General features: G+C 38.6%; 21 protein-coding genes. 17 read left to right on the top strand and 4 right to left on the bottom strand.

Features of this window, described 5'->3' with window-relative positions:
• The 8 genes from ilvN (at nucleotide 1) to Q0E03_RS02890 (ending at nucleotide 7,796) form a co-directional block, all read left to right on the top strand.
• Nucleotides 1–510, top strand: coding sequence for an acetolactate synthase small subunit (gene ilvN / locus Q0E03_RS02925; RefSeq protein WP_078768716.1), 510 nt, complete (start codon nucleotides 1–3; stop codon nucleotides 508–510).
• A 12-nt stretch (nucleotides 511–522) separates the two neighbouring features.
• The gene (gene leuC / locus Q0E03_RS02920; protein WP_297129361.1) at nucleotides 523–1,782 is read left to right on the top strand and encodes a 3-isopropylmalate dehydratase large subunit; all 1,260 of its coding nucleotides are present in this window, start codon (nucleotides 523–525) and stop codon (nucleotides 1,780–1,782) included.
• A 15-nt stretch (nucleotides 1,783–1,797) separates the two neighbouring features.
• The gene (gene leuD, locus Q0E03_RS02915; protein ID WP_297129359.1) at nucleotides 1,798–2,277 is read left to right on the top strand and encodes a 3-isopropylmalate dehydratase small subunit; all 480 of its coding nucleotides are present in this window, start codon (nucleotides 1,798–1,800) and stop codon (nucleotides 2,275–2,277) included.
• Nucleotides 2,278–2,287: 10 nt separating this feature from the next.
• Entirely contained in the window at nucleotides 2,288–2,698 is a 411-nt protein-coding gene (locus Q0E03_RS02910) for a hypothetical protein (RefSeq protein WP_297129357.1), read from the top strand.
• Between the two features lie 118 nt (nucleotides 2,699–2,816).
• Entirely contained in the window at nucleotides 2,817–3,494 is a 678-nt protein-coding gene (locus Q0E03_RS02905) for a response regulator transcription factor (RefSeq protein WP_297129355.1), read from the top strand.
• A complete protein-coding gene (locus tag Q0E03_RS02900; protein WP_297129352.1) occupies nucleotides 3,487–4,479 on the top strand; it encodes a sensor histidine kinase KdpD in 993 nt (330 codons plus the stop codon). The genes Q0E03_RS02905 and Q0E03_RS02900 overlap by 8 nt, the downstream gene beginning before the upstream one ends.
• A 76-nt stretch (nucleotides 4,480–4,555) precedes the next feature.
• Nucleotides 4,556–5,248: an ABC transporter ATP-binding protein gene (locus tag Q0E03_RS02895; protein WP_177664167.1), complete on the top strand. Its 693-nt coding sequence runs from the start codon at nucleotides 4,556–4,558 to the stop codon at nucleotides 5,246–5,248.
• Complete coding sequence (locus tag Q0E03_RS02890) at nucleotides 5,235–7,796, top strand: ABC transporter permease (protein WP_297129349.1); 2,562 nt, start codon at nucleotides 5,235–5,237, stop codon at nucleotides 7,794–7,796. Before Q0E03_RS02895 ends, Q0E03_RS02890 begins: the two co-directional genes overlap by 14 nt.
• A gap of 333 nt (nucleotides 7,797–8,129) precedes the next feature.
• On the opposite strand, the gene Q0E03_RS02885 is transcribed toward Q0E03_RS02890, so the two are convergent.
• Nucleotides 8,130–8,678, bottom strand: a complete 549-nt coding sequence (locus tag Q0E03_RS02885; RefSeq protein ID WP_297129346.1) for a flavodoxin family protein — start codon at nucleotides 8,676–8,678, stop codon at nucleotides 8,130–8,132.
• Between the two features lie 181 nt (nucleotides 8,679–8,859).
• Between Q0E03_RS02885 and Q0E03_RS02880 the strand changes: the two genes are divergently transcribed.
• A complete protein-coding gene (locus Q0E03_RS02880) occupies nucleotides 8,860–11,361 on the top strand; it encodes a heavy metal translocating P-type ATPase (RefSeq protein ID WP_297129343.1) in 2,502 nt (833 codons plus the stop codon).
• A gap of 16 nt (nucleotides 11,362–11,377) precedes the next feature.
• Here Q0E03_RS02880 and Q0E03_RS02875 read toward each other — a convergent pair whose 3' ends face one another.
• Nucleotides 11,378–12,454 carry a glycosyltransferase gene (locus tag Q0E03_RS02875; RefSeq protein WP_297129339.1) on the bottom strand — a complete coding sequence of 359 codons (1,077 nt, stop codon included), beginning with the start codon at nucleotides 12,452–12,454 and terminating at the stop codon, nucleotides 11,378–11,380.
• Between the two features lie 39 nt (nucleotides 12,455–12,493).
• Nucleotides 12,494–13,360 carry a BclA C-terminal domain-containing protein gene (locus Q0E03_RS02870; protein ID WP_297129336.1) on the bottom strand — a complete coding sequence of 289 codons (867 nt, stop codon included), beginning with the start codon at nucleotides 13,358–13,360 and terminating at the stop codon, nucleotides 12,494–12,496.
• A gap of 243 nt (nucleotides 13,361–13,603) precedes the next feature.
• On the opposite strand from Q0E03_RS02870, the gene Q0E03_RS02865 reads away from it, so the two are divergent.
• From Q0E03_RS02865 to Q0E03_RS02830, 8 genes are all read left to right on the top strand, one after another.
• Nucleotides 13,604–14,047: a CtsR family transcriptional regulator gene (locus Q0E03_RS02865; RefSeq protein WP_294835356.1), complete on the top strand. Its 444-nt coding sequence runs from the start codon at nucleotides 13,604–13,606 to the stop codon at nucleotides 14,045–14,047.
• 16 nt (nucleotides 14,048–14,063) lie between these two features.
• Nucleotides 14,064–14,591 carry a UvrB/UvrC motif-containing protein gene (locus Q0E03_RS02860; RefSeq protein WP_297129333.1) on the top strand — a complete coding sequence of 176 codons (528 nt, stop codon included), beginning with the start codon at nucleotides 14,064–14,066 and terminating at the stop codon, nucleotides 14,589–14,591.
• On the top strand, nucleotides 14,591–15,589 hold the full coding sequence (locus tag Q0E03_RS02855; RefSeq protein ID WP_297129330.1) for an ATP--guanido phosphotransferase: 999 nt from the start codon (nucleotides 14,591–14,593) through the stop codon (nucleotides 15,587–15,589). Before Q0E03_RS02860 ends, Q0E03_RS02855 begins: the two co-directional genes overlap by 1 nt.
• A 44-nt stretch (nucleotides 15,590–15,633) precedes the next feature.
• The gene (locus Q0E03_RS02850) at nucleotides 15,634–18,057 is read left to right on the top strand and encodes an ATP-dependent Clp protease ATP-binding subunit (protein WP_297129326.1); all 2,424 of its coding nucleotides are present in this window, start codon (nucleotides 15,634–15,636) and stop codon (nucleotides 18,055–18,057) included.
• A gap of 112 nt (nucleotides 18,058–18,169) precedes the next feature.
• Nucleotides 18,170–18,607 (top strand): Rrf2 family transcriptional regulator, encoded by a 438-nt coding sequence (locus tag Q0E03_RS02845; protein WP_297129323.1) that lies wholly within the window; start codon nucleotides 18,170–18,172, stop codon nucleotides 18,605–18,607.
• Nucleotides 18,608–18,617: 10 nt separating this feature from the next.
• Nucleotides 18,618–19,643 carry a DUF2804 domain-containing protein gene (locus Q0E03_RS02840; protein WP_297129321.1) on the top strand — a complete coding sequence of 342 codons (1,026 nt, stop codon included), beginning with the start codon at nucleotides 18,618–18,620 and terminating at the stop codon, nucleotides 19,641–19,643.
• Nucleotides 19,643–20,626, top strand: a complete 984-nt coding sequence (locus Q0E03_RS02835) for an FRG domain-containing protein (RefSeq protein ID WP_297129318.1) — start codon at nucleotides 19,643–19,645, stop codon at nucleotides 20,624–20,626. The genes Q0E03_RS02840 and Q0E03_RS02835 overlap by 1 nt, the downstream gene beginning before the upstream one ends.
• 11 nt (nucleotides 20,627–20,637) lie before the next feature.
• Nucleotides 20,638–21,267 carry a hypothetical protein gene (locus tag Q0E03_RS02830; RefSeq protein WP_297129315.1) on the top strand — a complete coding sequence of 210 codons (630 nt, stop codon included), beginning with the start codon at nucleotides 20,638–20,640 and terminating at the stop codon, nucleotides 21,265–21,267.
• A 24-nt stretch (nucleotides 21,268–21,291) separates the two neighbouring features.
• On the opposite strand, the gene Q0E03_RS02825 is transcribed toward Q0E03_RS02830, so the two are convergent.
• On the bottom strand, nucleotides 21,292–22,044 hold the full coding sequence (locus tag Q0E03_RS02825) for a YdcF family protein (protein WP_297129312.1): 753 nt from the start codon (nucleotides 22,042–22,044) through the stop codon (nucleotides 21,292–21,294).
• Between the last annotated feature and the right edge of the window lie 45 nt (nucleotides 22,045–22,089).

The raw sequence follows: 22,089 nt of genomic DNA, 5'->3' as shown, positions 1-22,089 counted from the left end.
GTGAAAGAAAAGTTGGTTTTATCGGTTCTTGTAGATAACGAAAGCGGTGTTCTTCAAAGAGTTGCAAGCCTTTTTTCACGAAGAGCTTACAACATTTCTTCTCTTACCGTTAGTGAAACTGAGGACGAGAAGTTCTCTCGTATGACTATCGAAACTTACACAGAACCTGAAAATTTCAGACAAATTAAGCGTCAACTTATGAAACTTGAAATTGTTGAAAAGGTATCGGAACTTACCGCTGAAAATTCGGTATCTTCAGAACTTCTTTTGGTAAAGGTTTACGCAAAGGGCATTGAGCAAAAAAATGCTCTTTTGGAGCTCAATGCAACCTACGGTTCAAGAGCTCGTGATATTTCACCTGAAACTATCACTCTTGAGTATACCGGTCAGGGCGAAACCATTGACAGATTCATCAAAGAACTTGAAGAAAAATTCGGTATTGTCGAGCTTGCTCGAACAGGTGTCACCTCACTTCAAAGAGGTGCAGGTTCATTTACCGAAGATATATAAGGAGGTAATGTTATGGGAATGACAATGACTCAAAAGATTTTGGCTTCTCACGCAGGTCTTGACAGCGTTGTTGCAGGACAGCTCATTGAGGCTAATCTCGATATGGTTCTCGGCAATGATGTTACTTCTCCTGTTGCTATTAATGAGATGAATAAATTTGGCAAGAAGTCTGTTTTTGACAAGACAAGAATTTCTCTTGTTATGGACCACTTCACACCGAACAAGGATATTCAATCTGCCGAAAACTGCAAGCAGGTACGCACATTTGCAAAAGAATTTGGAATCACTCATTATTTTGATGTCGGAAATATGGGCATTGAACACGCACTTTTGCCTGAACAGGGAATTGTAACTTGCGGTGATTGTATTATCGGTGCGGATTCACACACTTGTACATATGGTGCACTTGGTGCATTTTCAACAGGCGTTGGTTCAACAGATATGGCTGCCGGTATGGTTACAGGCAAGGCTTGGTTCAAAGTTCCGTCTGCTATTAAAGTTGTTATCACAGGCAAAAAACACGGCTATATTTCAGGCAAGGATGTTATTCTTCACCTTATCGGTGAAATCGGTGTTGATGGAGCTCTCTATAAGTCACTTGAATTTACGGGTGACGGCATTAAAGAGCTTTCTATGGATGACCGACTTTGCATTTCTAATATGGCAATTGAATGCGGTGCGAAGAACGGAATTTTCCCTGTTGATGACATCACTCTTGAATATGTCAAAGGCAGAAGCGAAAGAGAATATAAGGTTTTTGAGGCTGACGCAGATGCAGAATATGAAAGAACAATCACAATTGACCTTTCAACTCTAAAGTCAACTGTTGCATTTCCTCATCTTCCTGAAAATACAAAAACATTTGACGAGATTGACAGAATTGATATTGACCAGGTTGTTATCGGTTCTTGCACAAACGGCAGAATGGAAGATATGCGTGTTGCCGCCGAAATTCTCAAGGGCAAAAAGGTTGCCGACGGAGTTCGTGTAATCGTTATTCCTGCAACTCAAACAATTTACCTTAATTGTGTTAAGGAAGGCCTTGTAGAGACATTTATCGAAGCAGGCGCTATTGTTTCAACTCCGACTTGCGGACCTTGTCTTGGCGGTCATATGGGTATTTTGGCTGCCGGTGAGCGAGCAGTTTCAACTTCAAACAGAAATTTTGTCGGAAGAATGGGTCACACAAAGTCAGAAATTTACCTTGCTTCTCCTGCTGTTGCGGCAGCTTCTGCAATCAAGGGATATATCGCTGACCCTGAAACATTATAAGGAGGTACAGATATTATGAATGCTAAAGGCAGAGTACATAAATTCGGAGATAATGTTGATACCGATGTTATCATCCCTGCAAGATACCTCAATCGTTCAGATGAAGAATGGCTTGCTTCACATTGTATGGAGGATATTGATGCCGATTTTGCAAAGAATGTAAAAGCAGGCGACATTATGGTTGCCGAAGCTAATTTTGGTTGTGGTTCTTCAAGAGAGCACGCTCCGATTGCCATCAAGGCCTCAGGCATTTCTTGTGTAATCGCATCAACCTTTGCAAGAATTTTTTATCGTAACGCAATCAATATCGGCCTTGCAATCCTTGAATGTGATGAGGCTGCAAAGGATATTAAGGACGGCGATGAAGTCGAGGTTGATTTTGACAGCGGTGTTATTTCAAACATTACAACAGGCAAAATCTACCGGGCACAGCCTTTCCCACCGTTTATTCAAAATATTATTAAAAACGGCGGATTAATGAATTCAATTAAGTAAGGATATTTTTATGGATATTTTTGAAATAACTGATGAATCTGTTAATAAAGCGTGGGCAGGCTCAGACGGTTACTGTTTTTCGATGAAGGATTATACGCTTAAAAATGTTAGTGAATTGTCGGATAATGACATTCCTGACAATGTTTCAAAATCTCAAATTATGGTTACTCTCGGCTATGTTCCGTATGTAACAGTGAATGATATTGAAATTATGCGTGCCTTTATTGACACCATAAACAATAAAAAACTCAAGGATAATTTTGAAAAGGTTGATGACAAGGACTATGTTGAAACCTTTTGGAAATATTGCAATATTTATCCTGAAATCAGCAATGATTACGGCGATTTTGAACATAAGTATGTAAAAGACAAAATTGTTGATTGGTGCAAGGAAAACGGCATTAATTATGCTGTAAAATAAGATTTTGAGGCTGGATTATGTTCAGCCTCTTTTTTATGCTGTGGTTTATTACAATTTTGTAATGGAACAACTCATTATAATATGATATTATATTTATATAATAATTAGGAGGTGCTGTATGGATATATTTTTGTTAGAAGATGACGATGCAATTGCAATGGGTTTGTCCTATTCTCTTGAAAACGAGGGGTACACCGTTACCGTTGCAAAAAGCGTTTCTCAAGCACTTAAAATTATAAATCAAAAGAATTTTTCAATGTATTTGCTTGATTTAACCTTGCCTGACGGAAGCGGATATTCCGTATGTAAAAGGATTAAGGAAATCGGCGACTTTCCCGTTATATTTCTAACCGCTTATGATGACGAGGTTAATGTTGTTATGGGTTTTGAACTTGGTGCCGACGATTACATCACAAAGCCGTTCAGACTTAAAGAACTGCTTGTTAGAATTAAGAGTGTGTTCAGACGATACAACAACGATAATGGTGACGGCAAAATCAAGGTTAAAGATTTGGTTGTTAATACAAACGAAGCAAAGGTTTACAAAAACGGCAACGAAATCGTCTTGACCGCAATGGAATACAGATTGCTTCTTATTCTGCTTAATAACAGAGGTTGCGTCCTTTCCCGCACACAGCTTTTGGAGAATATTTGGGATGTTGCGGGTGACTTTGTCGAGGATAACACCTTGACCGTGTACATCAAACGGCTTCGTGATAAAATTGAGGAGAATCCAACCGAACCTGAATATATAAAAACAATCAGGGGTCTTGGATATATTATTGAAAATGAATGATAAGGAAATAAAAATAGTATTAATTGCGTCATCGGTTTTGACCGCCGTGCTTTCTGTTATATGCGCTTTTTTCAGCAAGATATGTGCTGTTTTGTGCTTGGCACTTGGCGTAATTTTGATAATAATTTTTACTGTTGTCACAAAACGAAGATATAAAAATCTAAATGAACTTAACGATTATCTTTCGCTTGTCTGCAAAGGTATATATGATATGAATATTGACGACAATATCGAGGGTGAATTGTCAATACTAAAGAATAATTTATATAAGGTCATCACACTTTTGCAGAGCCAAAATGAGTATTTGAAAAATGACAAATTGTATCTTGCAGATTCAATTGCGGATATATCGCACCAACTCAAAACTCCGCTTACATCAATGATGGTGATGTGTGAACTGCTCGAAAATGAAGAAAATCCCGAAAAAAGACAGGAATTTGTTTCTGTTATCAATAATCAACTTTCAAAAATGAAGTGGCTGATTACAAATATTCTCAAAATTTCTAAGCTCGATGCGGACGCAACCGAATTCAAAAGAGATGAAGTCAGCATATCAGAAGTTCTTGATGACAGCTTGAAACCGTTTGTTTTGACCGCAGAACTAAAGAATATCACAATTCAAAATAATACAAATGATTTTGTTTTTAACGGTGATGAAAGCTGGACGGTTGAAGCAGTTTCAAACATTGTGAAAAACTGCCTTGAACACACAAATGACGGCGGAAAAATCACTATAGCAAGCGAATCGACCAATCTTTATAACAAGTTGACAATATCCGACAACGGTTGCGGTATTGCCGAGGAGGATTTGCCACATATATTTGAGCGATTCTATCACGGCAAGAATTCTTCAAAGGACAGCGTCGGTATTGGTTTAGCTCTTGCAAAAACCGTCTTTGAAAAAGAAAATGCCTCCGTCACGGTTGAAAGTGAGCAGGGCAGAGGCAGTATTTTTGAAATAAGATTTTACAAATCTGTTGTTTAGTGACATAACTGTAATTTTTTTGTCACGGCATTGTAATTCTCGTTTTATAGAATAGGGCACGAAAGGAGAGAAAGATATGAATATTCTCGAAGTAAAAAATCTATCCAAAATCTACGGCAAGGACGAAACAAAGGTCGTTGCACTTGATAATGTGTCTTTTTCTGTAAAACAAGGTGAATTTGTGGCAATTATCGGTCCGTCGGGATCGGGCAAATCAACTCTTTTGCACATCCTCGGCGGAGTTGATGTGCCGACAAAGGGAAGCGTAATAATCAACGGAACCGATATTTCGACCCTTGATGAAACAAATCTTGCAATTTTCCGTCGCAGACAAATCGGACTTATTTATCAATTCTACAACCTCATCCCGATTTTGACTGTTGAGGAAAACTTAACCCTCCCGCTGTTGTTAGACGGCAGAAAGCCAAATCAAAAAATTATTGATTCTCTCGTAAAAACACTCGGTCTTGAAAACAGATTGAAGCATTTACCGAGCCAACTTTCAGGCGGTCAGCAACAGCGTGTTTCCATCGGCAGAGCGTTGATGAACAATCCGGCTCTTATGCTTGCCGATGAGCCGACAGGAAATCTTGACAGCGAAAACACAAAAGAAATTATTTCTTTGCTCAAAAAATTTAATAAAGAGAACAACCAAACTCTCATTGTCATAACTCACGATGAACGAATTGCACTTGCAGCCGACCGAGTTATTGCTATTGAGGACGGCAGAATTACAAGAGATGAGGTGAAAACGGATGAATATCGTTAACAAACTCACTCTCCGTCATCTCAAAGAAAACAAGGGCAGAACCCTTGTTACAACCTTTGGAATTATTGTTTCGGTTGCAATGATAACCGCTGTTTTTGTTGCAATGGCATCTTTTTTGCAGTTGTTTGCAGATGTTACTGTTGTGTCAGACGGCAATTATGCCGCAGAACTGTATGATGTAAAATCATCAAGTCTTGCCGAACTTTACAAAGACGAAAGAATAGAAACCGTCGGTCTGTGTGATGAAAATTACAAACAGTTAAAAATTGACAACGGCAAGTCTGACAGGCTTGCAACAGGCTCAATAGGAGCTTGTGATGACGGATATTATAAAATGTTCATTCAGGCTGATTATGAAGGAACTTTGCCAAAAACAAGTGACGAAATCGCTGTGCAAAGTGATTTTATCGAAAATAACGAACTTGATTGGCAGGTTGGCGATATTGTTTCTATCCCGTGCGGTATAAGAACTATGAGGGATAAAGACGGTGAATTTGATGTTAAGGGTGCATATTCAAAAGGTGAAAAGTTTGTCCGTAAAGAGGTTAAACAATACAGAATAACTGCGATTCTTCATCAAAATAAACCTACTTCCGAATTTGCATTTTTAACTTATTCGGATGATTTAAAGGCAAATCCGACTGTTGCCTTTCAACTTAAAACTCTTAACAGCAAGTCTTTGGATGTTGTGAACAGTATTATAGATAAGGCAAATCCGGGTTCAAGCACAGTAAATAACGAATTGCTTTATTCTAAACTTTCATATTCAAGTGATAGCTTTGTAGCGATGATTTTGCCTCTTGTTGCTATTTTACTTGCTATAATTATGGTTGCTTCCGTTGTTCTTATTTATAACGCTTTTGCAATGTCACTTTCCGAAAAAGTAAAGTATCTCGGTATGCTCTCGTCAGTAGGTGCAACCAAGCGACAAAAACGACTTTCCATATATTATGAGGGATTTATTCTTGCGCTGTTTGGTATTCCTCTTGGTATCGGTGCAGGTGTGGCAGGTATTGGTATAACACTCAAAGCACTTGGCAAAAAAATCATTGCTTCGTCAATGATTAACGGAGTAACCGAACAAAATGTTTCAATGAAAGTCGTATTCCCGATTTGGGCGGTTTTGATTGTTTTGGGTTTGAGTATCATTACAATTTTGATTTCTTGTTCAATTCCGGCTAAAAAGGCTTCAAAGATTTCTACAATTTCCGCCATCAGACAATCTGACGAAATCAAGGTTAAAGCAAAGACGCTCAAATGCCCGAAATATATCAAAGTGATTTTTGGCTACGAAGGAGAACTTGCATATAAAAATCTCAAACGAAACGGCAGAAAAGCAAGGGTAATTACCGTTTCAATCGCACTTTCTATTATTTTATTCTTGAGTTGCAATTATTTTTGTGCTATTTTTGCAAACGAAACGGTAGGGCAGGACTCAATGCCGTATCAAATCGGCGTTTATTTTGATGAAACAAACCGAGAAAGTGCAATAAAAGAATTTGAAAATGTTGACGGCATTGACGATATGTATTGTGTAACAAATGTTTATTATTTTGTTCAAAAAAGCAAGAACTATAAAAATAATTTCAAGATGTTTACCGATAATAAAAACCTTACCAATGCTTACAGTCGAGAGTTTTCAAATAGATTTGCTGTTCAAATAAATATGCTTGATGACGATATGTTTAATGAACTCTGTGCCAAAAACGGCATTGACAGCAAGGCGTATTATAACTCAAACAATAAGTGCAAATTGCTGTTGATGAACAATGTTTCGCACACCGCAAACGGCAAAAAGGTGTTCACCGATAATATTCTCGGTTCAAGTTTTAAAGAAGCATATTATCCGGAAGATAATCTTCAATTTGAAATTACGGACTTTGTTAAATATAGCAATACTAGACCTTGCAATTTGAACAAAATCGGAGTTATTTCACTGTATATGCCGTATTCACAGTTTGTAAAAGTTTGCAAGAATATCAATGCAAACGACAATCAACTCTCAAACTATATTTTGGGAATAGAAACAACCGACCATCAGAAGGTTACAGAAAAGTTGAACACAATATCCGATGAAGGAAAATATTCCGACTTCTCAGTTGTTGATTTTTCGGAACAAATGCAAGCATTCAATGCCATTGCTTTGGTAATTCAGGTGTTTGTTTATGGCTTCGTTGCATTGATTTCGCTGATTACTGTCTTTAATATTATCAACACGATTTCTTCGGGCATCGCTTCTCGTAAAAAGGAGTTTGCAATGATGAAATCTGTCGGAATAACACCAAAAGGCTTCAACAAAATGATTATGCTCGAAAGTGCTTTTTACGGAATAAAGGCTGTAATTTTCGGTTTGCCGATAAGTGCACTGATTTCTTTCGGTATGCACAAGGCTTTGAACAACAGCGCAGCAACATTTTCAATAGATTATCTGCTGTATTTGATTGTTGCACTTGTTGTGTTTGCAATCATCGGTATGACAATGATTTATTCAGTCAAAAAAGTCCAGCAAAACAATATAATCGAAACCTTAAAAGATGATATAAATTAAAAACAGAGGCTGCTCCAAAACGGAACAGCCTCTTAGACTGTCGATAAAGTCCCTGAACCACGCCAAAATATAATTAACCGATTTGCCTCCACTTGAAGCAAGGGGTGCGGGTCTCCTGTGGAGACCTCTGCATTTTAATGCAGAAGCACCGACCGAACCGGTAGGTGAGACGGTGGCAACACGAAGTGTTGACGGTGGGGTTTAAAAAAGCTGTAAGTTCAACACTTACAGCTTTTGGCGTTTTTCGTTTTTTGCTCAGTCGAGGTACCATCGTACATCTTCCTTCGTAAGAAAACGAAATTCAGAATCTTTCTCAACAGCCTTTGTTGGTTGTTATTTTTTGATTTGGTGCACAAATTTTTCAAGTTCAACAATGTTGAATGTGTAGTTATTTGAATCCGTGCCGGGGATGTAGTATCGTGCTTTCAATTCTCCGCCGAGAGGGGAGAACAGTTGCTTGATACTGTTTGACATATAGTTTGCACATTCTCGTGCGTTTGTTCCGCTTGTGATTACAAGACCCACACTTTTTTGTTTGCCTATAGGCTCGCTGTCGCCACGCAGATATTTTGCACTGCAAAAGCGTTGAAATCTGTCCATAAGAGCCTTTAGCGGAGCAGGGAAGAAGTTGTTGTACATCGGAGAAAGAATTGCAACATAGTCAGCTTCTTTCAAATCCAAAAAGAAAAAGTCAAGGTCTTTGTTTGCACAGCCGTTGTGCATTTCGCAATATCCGCAAGCCTTGCATGGCAAAGGGTCGAGTTTGTATACATTATATTCTTTTGTTTCACAATCAATAAAATAAGGCTTAATTTGCTTTAAAACCTCTGCGCAAACTCCGTTTTCCCTTGGAGAAGCATTTATAATTAATAGCTTTTTCATTTCATCACCAAAGGGTATTATATATTTTTGCACATAATATGTAAAGTAAAAATTGACAAATTAATATTTTGTGTATATTATTTATTTAGAAGGTGATTACTCGGTAATCATATTAACATAATAGGCTTTTGCGGCTGATTGCCTTTGTGTTATTATTGCAAAATTCAGAAACGAGGTAAAAATGACTCAATACAATGTGACAGGTATGAGCTGTGCTGCTTGTTCTGCAAGAGTGGAAAAAGCGGTTAGCTTGGTTGACGGGGTTTCTTCTTGCTCTGTAAATCTATTGACAAATTCAATGGGCGTTGAGGGTACCGCAACATCAAAAGAAATTATTGAAGCGGTGGAAAAAGCAGGATACGGAGCTTCGCTTAAAACAAAAAATAAAAAAGCTAAAAGTAATTCCGATGATGAACTGAAAGATATCCAAACACCGAAATTAGTTAAGCGACTTGTAGGGTCCTTGGTGTTCCTTGCTCCGCTTATGTATATCTCTATGGGGCATATGATGTGGGGGTGGAAGCTCCCGAGTTTTATGGAAAACAATCATATTGCCATGGGACTTGCACAAATGCTTTTTGCAATCATTATTATGGTGATAAATCAAAATTTCTTCATCAGCGGTTTTAAGGGACTAATCCACAAATCACCAAATATGGACACCCTTGTTGCTCTCGGAAGCGGTGCATCGTTTGTATACAGCACCTATGCGCTTTTTGCAATGACGGTTGCACAAACAAAAGGCGATATGTCTGCGGTTATGTCATATATGGATGATTTTTATTTTGAATCCGCAGCTATGATTCTTGCGCTGATTACAGTCGGAAAAACTCTTGAAGCATATTCAAAAGGCAGAACAACCGACGCTTTGAAAGGTTTGATGTCGCTTTCTCCGAAAACCGCAAATGTTGTTCGTGACGGTAAAGAAATAACGGTTGATATTGACGATGTTGCTGTCGGTGATGTTTTTGTTGTTAGACCGGGCGAGAGCGTTCCTGTTGACGGAATAGTTATTGAAGGCGAAAGTGCGGTTGATGAATCCGTGCTCACGGGTGAGAGTTTGCCTGTCGACAAAGCAGTTAACGATAAGGTCACATCAGCCACAATCAATAAATCGGGTTTCTTGAAATGTAAGGCTACGAGAGTCGGTGAAGATACAACATTGGCACAGATAATCAATCTTGTGTCGGATGCTTCGGCTACAAAAGCACCTATTGCAAAACTTGCCGACAGAGTGTCCGGGGTGTTTGTTCCGACTGTTATTGTTATTGCGATTATCACTTTTATCGTGTGGTTGATTGTGCCACAACCGTTTGGATATGCACTCAGCAGAGCAATCAGCGTCTTGGTTATCAGCTGTCCTTGCGCTCTTGGATTGGCAACTCCTGTTGCGATTATGGTCGGCAACGGCAAAGGCGCAAAGAACGGTGTTTTGTTCAAAACCGCCGTTTCTCTTGAAGAAGCAGGCAAAACTCAAATAGTTGTTCTTGATAAAACGGGTACTATAACTGAGGGCAAACCAAAGGTTACTGATGTAATTCCTGTTGGTATTTCCGAAAAAGAACTTTTGCAACTTGCTTATTCACTCGAAATAAAAAGTGAACATCCGCTTGCAAAAGCGATAGTGGAAAAAGCAGAAGAAATGCAAATTCCATCGCTTGATGTTACAGATTTTGAATCTAAAACAGGCAACGGCTTGTGTGCAACTTTGGATAATTTCAAGATTTATGCAGGCAGTTCAAAATATATTTCGACTGTTTGCGATGTTTCATCAGCCAAAAATGATATTGTAAGATTGTCTAATGACGGCAAAACTCCGTTGCTTTTTGCAAAAGATAAAAAGTTGATTGGTGTTATTTCTGTTGCCGACACAATCAAAAAAGACAGTCCGGAAGCAATCAAGCAACTTAAAAATATGGGAATAAAGGTTGTTATGCTTACAGGCGACAACAAACGAACTGCTGACGCAATCGGCAAGCAAACAGGCGTTGATATGGTTATATCCGATGTTTTGCCTGACGGTAAAGAAGCTGTTGTGAAAAAGCTTCAATCATTCGGCAAAGTAGCTATGGTTGGTGACGGTGTAAACGATGCTCCTGCTCTTACAAGGGCAGATGTCGGCATTGCAATCGGTGCAGGTGCGGATGTTGCGGTTGACAGCGCAGATGTTGTTTTGATGAACAGCAAGCTATCAGATGTTTGTTCCGCAATCAGGCTCAGCCGTCATACGCTTACTAATATAAAAGAAAATCTGTTTTGGGCTTTTATTTACAATATTATCGGTATTCCGTTGGCTGCCGGTGTGTGGATTCCAATCACAGGTTGGACGCTCAATCCTATGTTCGGTGCGGCTGCGATGAGTCTTTCAAGTTTTTGCGTTGTTATGAATGCGTTAAGACTTAATTTTGTGAATGTAACAAGTTCAAAATCCGATAAAAAGATTAAAGAAGTAAATATAAATTATACGGAGGAATTTAAAATGACAAAAACAATTAAAATTGACGGAATGATGTGCCCGCATTGCGAAGCTGCTGTGAAAAAAGCACTTGAAGCAATTGACGGCGTAACTTCAGCTACTGCAAGTCATACCGAAAAGCAGGCAACCGTTGAGCTATCCAAGGATGTTGATACAGCCGTTTTGGAACAAGCCGTTGTTGATGCAGGATACACAATCATTAAATAAAGAATTTAGGAATTCGTCAATTGATGAATTCCTTTATTTTTTGCATATTGTCCTTTAGTCTTTTGTTTTCAGGTTCAAGAAGATATGCAGACACGGCATTTTTTAGCGACAGGGGATAATTAACCAAATTGAAGTATGCAATCGCCAAAAGGTCATACGGAACATAATTCCAACAATAGCCTTCACTTATATATGTCATAGGTCGCTCCGTGATTTTCAAAGCGTTTTCAACCAATTCTGTGACTTTGTTCCAATTTTGGAGTTCATATTCAAGCTCTGCATATTCAATATACGGTTCACGCAAATACGGAGCTTCTTTTACAGCTTTTTCGTACCACAACTCTGCTTGACTGTAATCTGTTTTTTTGATATAACATTTTGCAATATAACGCATTGATGCACAACTCTCGTCTTTCCATTTGGCACTTGGCAACACAAGGTGCTTTTTCAATGTTTCAATGCTTTTGTCGTACATTTTATAAAACATATATTCTCGTCCGAGGTAGTGCATATTTCTGTCGTCGTTCGGGTTTTCTTTTACCGATAATTCGAGAAGCGGCAAATACTGACCACGCGATTTTGTTTTGTCAGGAAAATGTTTTAAAGTTACATTGTCCAATAAAACATACTTCTGTTCTTGAGTGCCTGTATATAGCAAAACTTCGTGTACAGGATGTATCCATTTAAAATTATGCCTTGAATGGATTTTTTCAATGTAAAACTGCATTTGCGGTTTTCCGTTTTCATCAAAACTCCAAATGTAATTATATCTTGCGTTTGTTGTGCCGTTTGTCCATTTTTCTTCCAATTCTTTTCTCCAACCTTTTGAGAACAATTCGTCAAGGTCGGTGCATACGCAAATATCAATATCCTTGCTTACAAATTCCAACGATTTATTTCGTGCCGTGTCAAACCTCCAAGGCTCAATTTTGATAGAATTTACAATAACACCTTTTTCCTTTAATAACTCAACGGTGTTGTCTGTTGAACCTGTGTCGGCAACATATATTTCGTCTGCCTCGCTCATTGAATTTACCCAACGCTCAACAAATTTTTCTTCGTTTTTTGAGATTGCATAAACAGCAATTTTCACATAATCACCTCTATGTACGGTGGCATAAGCCACCTTTATTCACGCAAGTTTTATGATGTTTAATGCCGAAACAGTCGAATTTGTTCCTCCTGCATCAGGCGTGATTGTTATACTTGTTGCATTTGGATTGACAATACTGAGCTCGGTATTCGGCGCAGTTGTCGTGATTATCGAAGTGCCGTCAATACTGCCGTTAGCCGTTGCAGTACCAAAGGTTGTGTTTGGCTGAACTGCTCCGTTGAGAGCAATGCCAAGTTGACCTGCTTCGTTGGAATTTACCTTAAACTGAACAAGATATTCACCCGGTTCGGCAAGATTAAAGCTTGTATTTGTCAATCTTGTTATGCCTGTTGTTCCTGCTGCTGCGTTAGGGAACGGAACGGCTGTGTTTTGTGCAACTACTGTCGGATCTCCTGCGGCAGAAGTTCCGTTAAACGAAGCAAACTCAGCAATTCCACCGGCAATACCTTGAGGACCTGTCGGACCAACTGCACCCGTTGCGCCTGCAACACCTTGCGGACCTTGAGGGCCTGTCGGACCAATTGCACCTGTTGCGCCTGCAATACCCTGTGGACCTTGAGGGCCTGTCGGACCTACTGCACCCGTTGCACCTACGGTACCGGGAACACCCTGTGGACCGGTTGGACCTGTTGCACCGTCAGGACCCGGAATACCTTGAGGACCTGTCGGACCTATAGGACCTTGCGTTCCTTGATACCCCTGTACGCCTTGCGGACCCATAGGTCCCATTGGTCCGGTCGGACCTGTCGGACCGACTACAGGGTACGGTACAGGAACAGGCTCCGGCGGAGCAGGAGGGTACGGAGGTCTTGGCGGAGGACACGGACAAGGCTTAATCGGAGCAGGGCATGCGCAGCATTGCTCTCTTTGATTATATATCATCATATTTATCACCTTTTCATCAAATTATATACGCCTGCCGTAACAGCCAAAGGCATATATTTTATTTTATGAATTCCATACATTTATGGTTACTTTTTCGACAAAAATATTTTTTAAAAAAAGTCAAAAAAACTATTGACTTTTCCTGACCTTTGTGATATAACACAATTAAAGGGCAAAGAAAGTCAAAGTCAGAGTTTGATAATTGCCCAATACAAATTGAAAGAAGATGATTAAGAAATGAAGATGAGTGATGTAATAGCTGATATGATACTTGATATGTTTGATGACAATACATCAACAGTCCAAATTCAGCGTAATGATTTAGCAAACAGAATCGGTTGTGTGCCAAGCCAAATTAATTATGTGATTACATCAAGGTTTACCCCCGAAGCAGGCTATCAGATTGAGAGCAGGCGAGGCGGCGGAGGATATATCTTAATCACCCGTGCAACTTCTCCGCAAAACGCTTTAATGGGTTTCATTAATTCAATAGGAAACAGTATTGACGAGAGAAGTGCAAAGGCAAATTTAATAAATTGTAATTATCAAAAATTAATTAATGACAAGGCAACAAAAATGATGGTTTGCGCTGTTGCAGACAGCAATTATAAAGGTGTTCCAAAGGAATACGCAAATGCAATTCGTGCAAGACAGCTAAAGCAGATGCTTCTTGCATATATTGATTAAATGGGAGGCGTTATTTATGAAATGTACACATTGTCATATGAATGAGGCTAACACTCATATTCAAAGAATTATTAACGGTCAAAAGGAAGAAATGTATCTTTGCGAGGATTGCGCAAGAGAACTCGGAGTTATGAATGATTTTAACTTTGAGCCATTTTCATCCGACAGCTTTTTCGGCGACAGTTTCTTCGGCAATCTTTTGGGCGCAGGTGCAAGTGCATTTAATTCACTTGTCGGATTGAACAGCTGTGCAACTTGCGGTTCAACACTCAATGATATTGTAAATTCCGGTCATGTGGGTTGTTCGGATTGCTACGACAAGTTTGATGACAGACTTGCCCCAAGTGTTGAAAAAATCCACGGAAATGTAAAACATATCGGTAAGAATGTAACCTATACCGAGGCTACAAATACCGAAAAGAAAACAGCTAACGACACCTTGACTCAACTCAAGGAAGAACTTAAACAAGCCGTAAAGGAACAAAGATTTGAAGATGCGGCGGTTCTTCGAGATAAAATCAAGGAATTTAACAAGGAGGATTGATGATGGAAAGCAGATATAAGAAAACATCTGAAAATTCGGATGTTGTGTTGTATTCAAAGGCTGTGCTTATGCGAAATTTGGCGCACACACCATTCCCGACAAGAATGAATGACGACATCAAAAGATCGGTAGTTAAAAAGGTTTTTGCCTGTATAAAGAATTCACCGCTTGCACAGGAATTTGATTTAGTCAATACCTCCGATATTTCAAAAGCAAAGGCTTTGTCTTATGCGGAAAAGGATTTGATTTCCAACAATTTTGCAAAGCAGAGTTCCTCGTTTCTTCTTTCAAAAAATGAGGATGTCAGCATTATGATAAATGATGATGACCACATCAAAATTTCATCATTTTCCGCAGGTCAAAATCCTATTGATGCTTATAACAAAGCAAACGACATTGATGATATATTGATTGACGGACTTCCGATTGCATATTCCGATAAATACGGATTTTTGACATCATCTCCGTACAATTTGGGTACAGGACTTAATGTTTCAATCGTTCTTCATTTGCCGGCACTTGCTCAAAAGAATGTCATTCCAAAGTTGTCAACCACGGTTTCAAAGCTCGGCTTTGTTCTCGGCGAAATGTATGACGGCGGAGCAGGAGACTTTTATATCCTTACAAACACGGTAACTCTCGGTATCACCGAGAAAAGTGCAATTGATAATTTAAATTCAGTTTGCAATCAAATTGTACTTCAAGAACGAAAACTCAGAGATTCTCTCAAAGAAAACGCCGAATGTGAGGATAAAATATATCGAACCTTGGGCATACTTAAACTTGCAAGAAAGCTGTCTGTTGATGAATTCTTAAACAGTATTTCGTTAGTCAGACTCGGTATCTCGCTCGGATATTTTGATTATTCATACGAACTTATCGGGGATATGATGTACAACCTTTTTGATGCAACTCTTGTTGAGTCATCAAAATCAGATTTAACTCAGTCAATGTGCGAAACCTTAAGAGCACAAATAGTCAGAGAAAAATTGGTGTAGCGTTTCGCACTGTTAATTAATTTACAGTGAAAGGCGATGATATTATGTATCGTTTTAATTCATTTACTACGAAAGCTAATGAGGTGCTTAACCTCGCAATCAAAAGTGCACAGGCATACGGTCACAATTATATCGGCACAGAGCATATCCTTATAGGTTTGCTTTCAACCGATTCAACCATTCCTGCACTCACTGACAATAACATTACTTATGAGGGTGTAGACCGTCTTATCCGTGAGGAAATAGGCGTCGGCAACCCAACATCTCTTACTCCCGATGATTTCACACCGAGAGCAAAGAGAATAATTGAAATTTCTTTCCAAATTGCAAGAACAATGCGTAATTCCTATGTAAGTGTTGAGCATTTGCTCGCTGCACTTCTCAAGGAGGACGACAGTTATGCCGTAAAGTTCATCAATGAACTTGGCACAGATTCTCAAAGAGTGTTTGATGATTTAATTACAGATTTGAGTTCAAACAGCTATGATTCAAATCCTCAGTCATCATCTAAGAAAAAAGGTAAGAGCAAAACTCCTACTCTTGATGAATTTGGCAAAAATCTTACAGAACTTGCAAAGCAAGGCAAGATTGACCCTGTAATCGGCAGAGAAAAGGAAATAGAAAGAGTTATTCAAATTCTTTCAAGACGAAACAAAAACAATCCTTGCCTTATCGGTGAACCTGGTGTTGGCAAAACCGCAATCGCAGAGGGACTTGCACTTAAAATTGTTAACGGCGAAGTTCCTGAAATGCTTGCAAACAAAACCATTTATTCACTTGATTTGACTTCAATGGTAGCCGGTACAAAGTACAGAGGCGACTTTGAGGAAAGAATCAAAAAGGCAATGGACGAAGTCAAGGACAACAAGGATGTTATCCTCTTTATTGATGAAATCCACAACATTATGGGTGCAGGTGCAGCCGAAGGTGCTGTTGACGCTGCAAACATTCTCAAGCCGTCACTTGCCCGTGGTGAAATTCAAGTAATCGGTGCAACAACCATTTCCGAATACAGAAAAAATATTGAAAAGGATGCGGCACTTGAAAGAAGATTTCAGCCTGTAACAGTCGGTGAACCAACCGAAGAAGAAACAGTTGAAATTCTCAAAGGACTTCGTGACAAGTACGAAGCACACCACAAGGTAAAGATTACCGATGACGCTATCGACTCAGCAGTAAAGCTTTCATCAAGATATATCAATGACAGATTTTTGCCTGATAAGGCTATTGACCTTATTGATGAGGCTGCTTCGGTTGTAAGACTCAATGCTTACACACTTCCGCAAAATCTTAAGGATATGGAAGAAGAAATCAAGCGACTTAACGCCGAAAAGCAGGACGCAGTCAACAATCAAAAGTTTGAAGAAGCCGCAAAATTAAGAGATAAGGCAAACGAACTCAAAAAGCTTCTTGAAGATGAAAAGTCAAAGTGGCGTAATTCGTCAAATCACGATGCAAAGGCTGTTTCAAGCGAGGAAATCGCACAGGTTGTTTCGCAATGGACAGGTGTTCCCGTAAGTCAACTTACTAAAGAAGAAAGCGAAAGATTGCTTAATATGGAAAATATTTTGCATGAAAGAATTGTCGGTCAAGACAAGGCTGTAAGTGCAATTTCAAAGGCAATCAGAAGAGGCAGAGTAGGACTTAAAAATCCTAACAGACCTATTGGTTCGTTCATCTTCCTTGGTCCAACCGGTGTTGGCAAAACAGAACTTTGTAAATCACTTGCAGAAGCAATGTTCGGCGATGAAAATGCAATTATCAAGCTTGATATGTCCGAATATATGGAAAAGCACACTGTATCAAAACTTATCGGTGCGCCTCCGGGATATGTCGGTTTTGACGAGGGTGGTCAATTGACCGAGAAAATCAGAAGAAAACCATACAGCGTTGTACTTTTTGATGAAATCGAAAAGGCTCATCCCGATGTGTTCAATATGCTTCTTCAAATCCTTGAGGACGGTGTCTTGACTGATTCACAGGGCAGAAAGGTTTCGTTCAAGAATGCAATCATCATTATGACTTCTAACGTCGGTGCTTCAAAAATTACCGATGAAAAACTTGCTCTTGGATTTGTTCAGGAGGACGGCAAGAAACTTTCAATTGAAGATTTGGTAATGCCTGATTTGAAAAAGACCTTTAAGCCTGAATTTCTTAACCGTCTTGATGATATTATTGTGTTCAATCAACTTAACCAAAACGATATTGAAGAAATTGCAAAGCGTATGCTTAAATCTTTGAAGAAGAGAACATCCGACCTCGGTATTGAACTTGATTTTACAGACAATGCCATCACGGAACTTGCAAAAGAGGGCTTTGATAAAACCTATGGCGCAAGACCGCTTCGTCGTGCAATTCAGTCAAAGATTGAGGACAGACTTTCCGAGCTTATTCTTGATAAGACAATCGGCGAGGGTTCAAAGTGCACTGTTGATTTTGCTGACGGTGAGTTTCAGTTTAACTCCTAATTTATAAAGATATACGGCACAAAGAAAATTTCTTTGTGCCGTATTTTTAATAAAATCCTTGAAAACCTACTAAAATGGTGGTATTATTAAATCAAGGATTGGAGATGATGTTTTGAAAATTTCTACAAAAGGCAGATATGCGCTGCGTATGATGATTGACTTGGCACAAAATCAAGGCGACGGATATGTGTCTTTGAAGGATATAGCAAATAGACAGGAAATTTCCAAAAAATATTTGGAACAAATTGTGGCAATTCTAAATAAACCTGATGTTCTTCGCACAAACAGAGGTTATCAGGGCGGTTACAGATTGGCAAAAAGCGCAAATGAATATACAGTAGGAGATATTCTGCGTTTGACAGAGGGTGGACTCGCTCCCGTGACTTGTCTTGACAATTCGCCTGTTTTGTGTGACAGAGCAGAGGATTGTATCACTCTTCCGATTTGGAAAGGGTTGTACAAGGTCATTTCCGAATATCTCGACAGCATCACTTTGCAGGATATTGTTGACAGAAATTCGGATATTTCAAACTTTGATTATATAATATAAGGAGTTAGTTATGAGAAATCACGAGGTAGTAAACAGCCACAATCTTCTTGATGAAAACGGTCATCTCATCGAACCCGGTTGGAGTAAATCTTTAGTCCAAAAATACGACAGAAATATGATTAAAAAACGCAAGACAAGAATTAAAGAATGGGATTATTATTACATAATATCAAATTCAAACAAGTTTTGCCTTGCTCTCACTATTTCCGATTTGAGTTATCTCGGTATGTACAGCGTCAGCTTCATTGATCTTGATAAAGCAGTTGAACACACTCAGTCGGAACTTACTCCGTTTCCTATGGGCAAAACTAATTTGCCGTCACATTCTGCAAGAGGCGATGTTTCGTTCAAGAATAAAAACCTTGATGTTTCATTCAAACACATTGGCGATTCTAGAGCAATAAAAATGAACTACAAATCATTTGATAACAAGCAGGGCGTTTCCTGTGATATTATTCTCACAGATGAACCTCGTGACAGTATGGTTATTGCAACACCTTGGGCAGAGGATAAAAAAGCGTTTTATTATAACCAAAAAATCAACTGTATGCGTGCAAGCGGAACAGTAACATACAAAGGCAAAACCTACACACTCAATCCTGAAACAGACTTTGCGGGTCTTGATTGGGGCAGAGGCGTTTGGACAAAAGATAATGTTTGGTATTGGGGTTCCGGTTCAGGTCAAATAGACGGTGTGCCGTTCGGTTTTAACATCGGCTATGGCTTTGGCGACACAACCGCCGCAAGTGAAAATGTTATTTTCTATAATGGCATTGCAAACAAATTTGATGATGTTGTGTTCAATATCAGTGACAATTACACTGACCCGTGGACAATAAAATCGTCCGATGGCAGATTTGATATGGATTTCACACCGATTATCGACAGGAATGCATTGATTGATGTTAAGGTCATCGTTACCGACCAACATCAGGTATTTGGCAAGATGAACGGTACTGCTATCCTTGATGACGGTACAAAAATTGAACTGAAGGACTTTGTCTGCTTTGCGGAAAAGGTACATAACAAGTATTGATGAAAAAGTTAAATAAGCTGTATGATTTGGCAGGCAAACTTGAAGATGAACTTGATTTCGATTTTCGAGCACAGTCAAACAGAATCGACTCTTTTCAAGAATTTTATGAGAATATAATCGTTCCGTATGCTCACGGTGACAGAATTTATTTCAGAGGCGAAAGGATAAGAAGCATCGACCGTCCGCTTTTGCCGTCAATTTTCAGGCATAGAAATATTGTGCTTGATGATGACGAAAATTTTGCACAGCTTGATGCTCAAAGACTGCTCTATTTTTATAATAAATATCCCGAATATACCGATGTGTTCAAAAAGACTATTGGGGGATTGTCAGAAGATAATTTGTATCCGTTTTTGAGCTTTTCACAGCATTATTTTGGTTTGAGTCCATTGATTGATTTGACGAAAAATCCTTTTGTTTCCTTGTCTTTTGCATTAAAGAACAGAACGGAATATAATGAGGATATTTTGCTTTATACCGTTGAAATCAAGGACGAAAACGACTATACATCTCATTCTCATATCGCAAATGAGTGGATGAAGAATTACAATGTTATTGTACTCCGAGAAGCACCGACAAACGCAACCGATGCCATAAAGGAGTATAGCAAGGAAAGTCTGCTTAAACGCAAAGAATATGGCAAAGAAAATTTGCTTCAATACAAAGATTTGATTGAAGAAATAAAGGGCAGGTCAATATTTGAAATCAGCGCCCCTACGGCAAAACTGATTGATGTTCCTACCAACGATTTGATGCGTTTTCAGCAAGGCGTGTTTCTTTTGCTTGATGATTTTACGATATTCGGCAATGGCTATCTTACAAAGAAAATCAGGGATGATTTTGCAATTAAAAAGTGGATAATCAACAAGAATATTTGTCATGAATTGTTGGATTATCAAAAACAAAAAGCGCCGTATTATGATTACGACACTATAACCGATTTGTCAAAAGCAGTCGGTAAAATTAAGCAAATTTATTTTTAGGATGTGATTTTATGACATTTTTCAGTCAGCTTTCAGGTGACAATAAAGAGTTGATAAAACTTGCGGTTTTAGTTTTATTATCTTCATTTTTATCTCTTGTTGTTTGTGTTTTGACCTCTGTTGCAATCAGTGAGGATTCAAAAGCAAGAGGAATAAAAAGCAGAATTTCTTTTGCGGTTTTTGGATTTTTCTTTCCTGTGCCAACTGCGATTGTTTATTTGATTGTCAGAAATAAAGCAAAGAAAATCCAGCCTAAAATATGCAACTGTTGCGGAATATCTCTTGATAATTCGTTTGCCGTCTGTCCACAGTGCGGTTCAACACAATTTACTGATTATTTAATTGTAGATAACGAAAAACATCGCAAAGTCGCTAAATCAACTGCTATATCTGCGGCTGTTTTGTATATTCTTGTTTTAATTATCGGCTTGTATATGCAATTTTCCGGATTGTTTTATACCACAAGTTTTGCACGGGATAAAAACAATTATAATTATGATAACGGTTATCAATACGGTTTTAATAATGACGACCGAGATGATGACGACGACAAAGATGACGAATTCGACAAGGATGATATGGACGAATACTTCAATCAATTTGGCAACGGTCAAAATAATTCGGAGTCATTTGACGATTGACGCTAAAAAACAAGGGGCTTTACATTATTTTTGTAAAGCCTCTTTTATTTTCATATACCATATTCCGAAAACTTCTCTTGTAAAATATGCCACTCGCAGTATCGGTATGCTTTTTGCAGGGAGTGACGACGGAACAAAACCAATCTTTTGAGCATACATTTTTGCTCGCAACATATGATATTCGCTTGTTGCGATTGCTGTGTTATTTGACAATTTTAATTCATCGACAATTTGTTTTGAAAACAGCATATTTTCATATGTGGATGTTGATTTTTCTTCTTTGATCAATCGTTCTTTTTCAATTCCGTTGGAAGTTAAAATTTGTTCCATACATTCGGCTTCGGATATATCCTCGTCATCACCTTGTCCGCCCGACAGGATTGCAACAGCATTTTTGTTTTTTGTCATATAATCTTTTGCGGCAAGGCATCTTTTTACAAGTGCTTTTGACGGAACACTTCCTTTAACTCTGCAACCGAGCACAATAACGGTGTTTTCGCTTTTTGCAGAATATTTTGAAGCTTTGATAATTCTGAATAAAGTTGTGAAAAATAGAATAAAGAATACAGTTGCTATTGTTGAAATTACGATTATAATAATTTTGCCGATTTGTGTTTTGTAAAACAACTCAATTTCATTTTGAAATGTTGCAAGCAAAAGCATAACCGTTCCTAATAGTATGCCGAATATGTTGCCGATATTTATTTTTGATTTGTACAACGGTGAAATATATATTCCTATGATTAAAACCGCAAAAATAATCAGTGCTGATTTCATACTATCTCCTTTGTGAAATTTATACAAATACTTTAGCATATTGAC

The sequence above is a fragment of the uncultured Eubacterium sp. genome, from assembly GCF_934525195.1.
Lineage (GTDB): Bacteria > Bacillota > Clostridia > Oscillospirales > Acutalibacteraceae > Eubacterium_R.
Note: the sequence above shows the minus strand (reverse complement) of the source record. Positions and strands in the feature narration are given on the sequence as shown.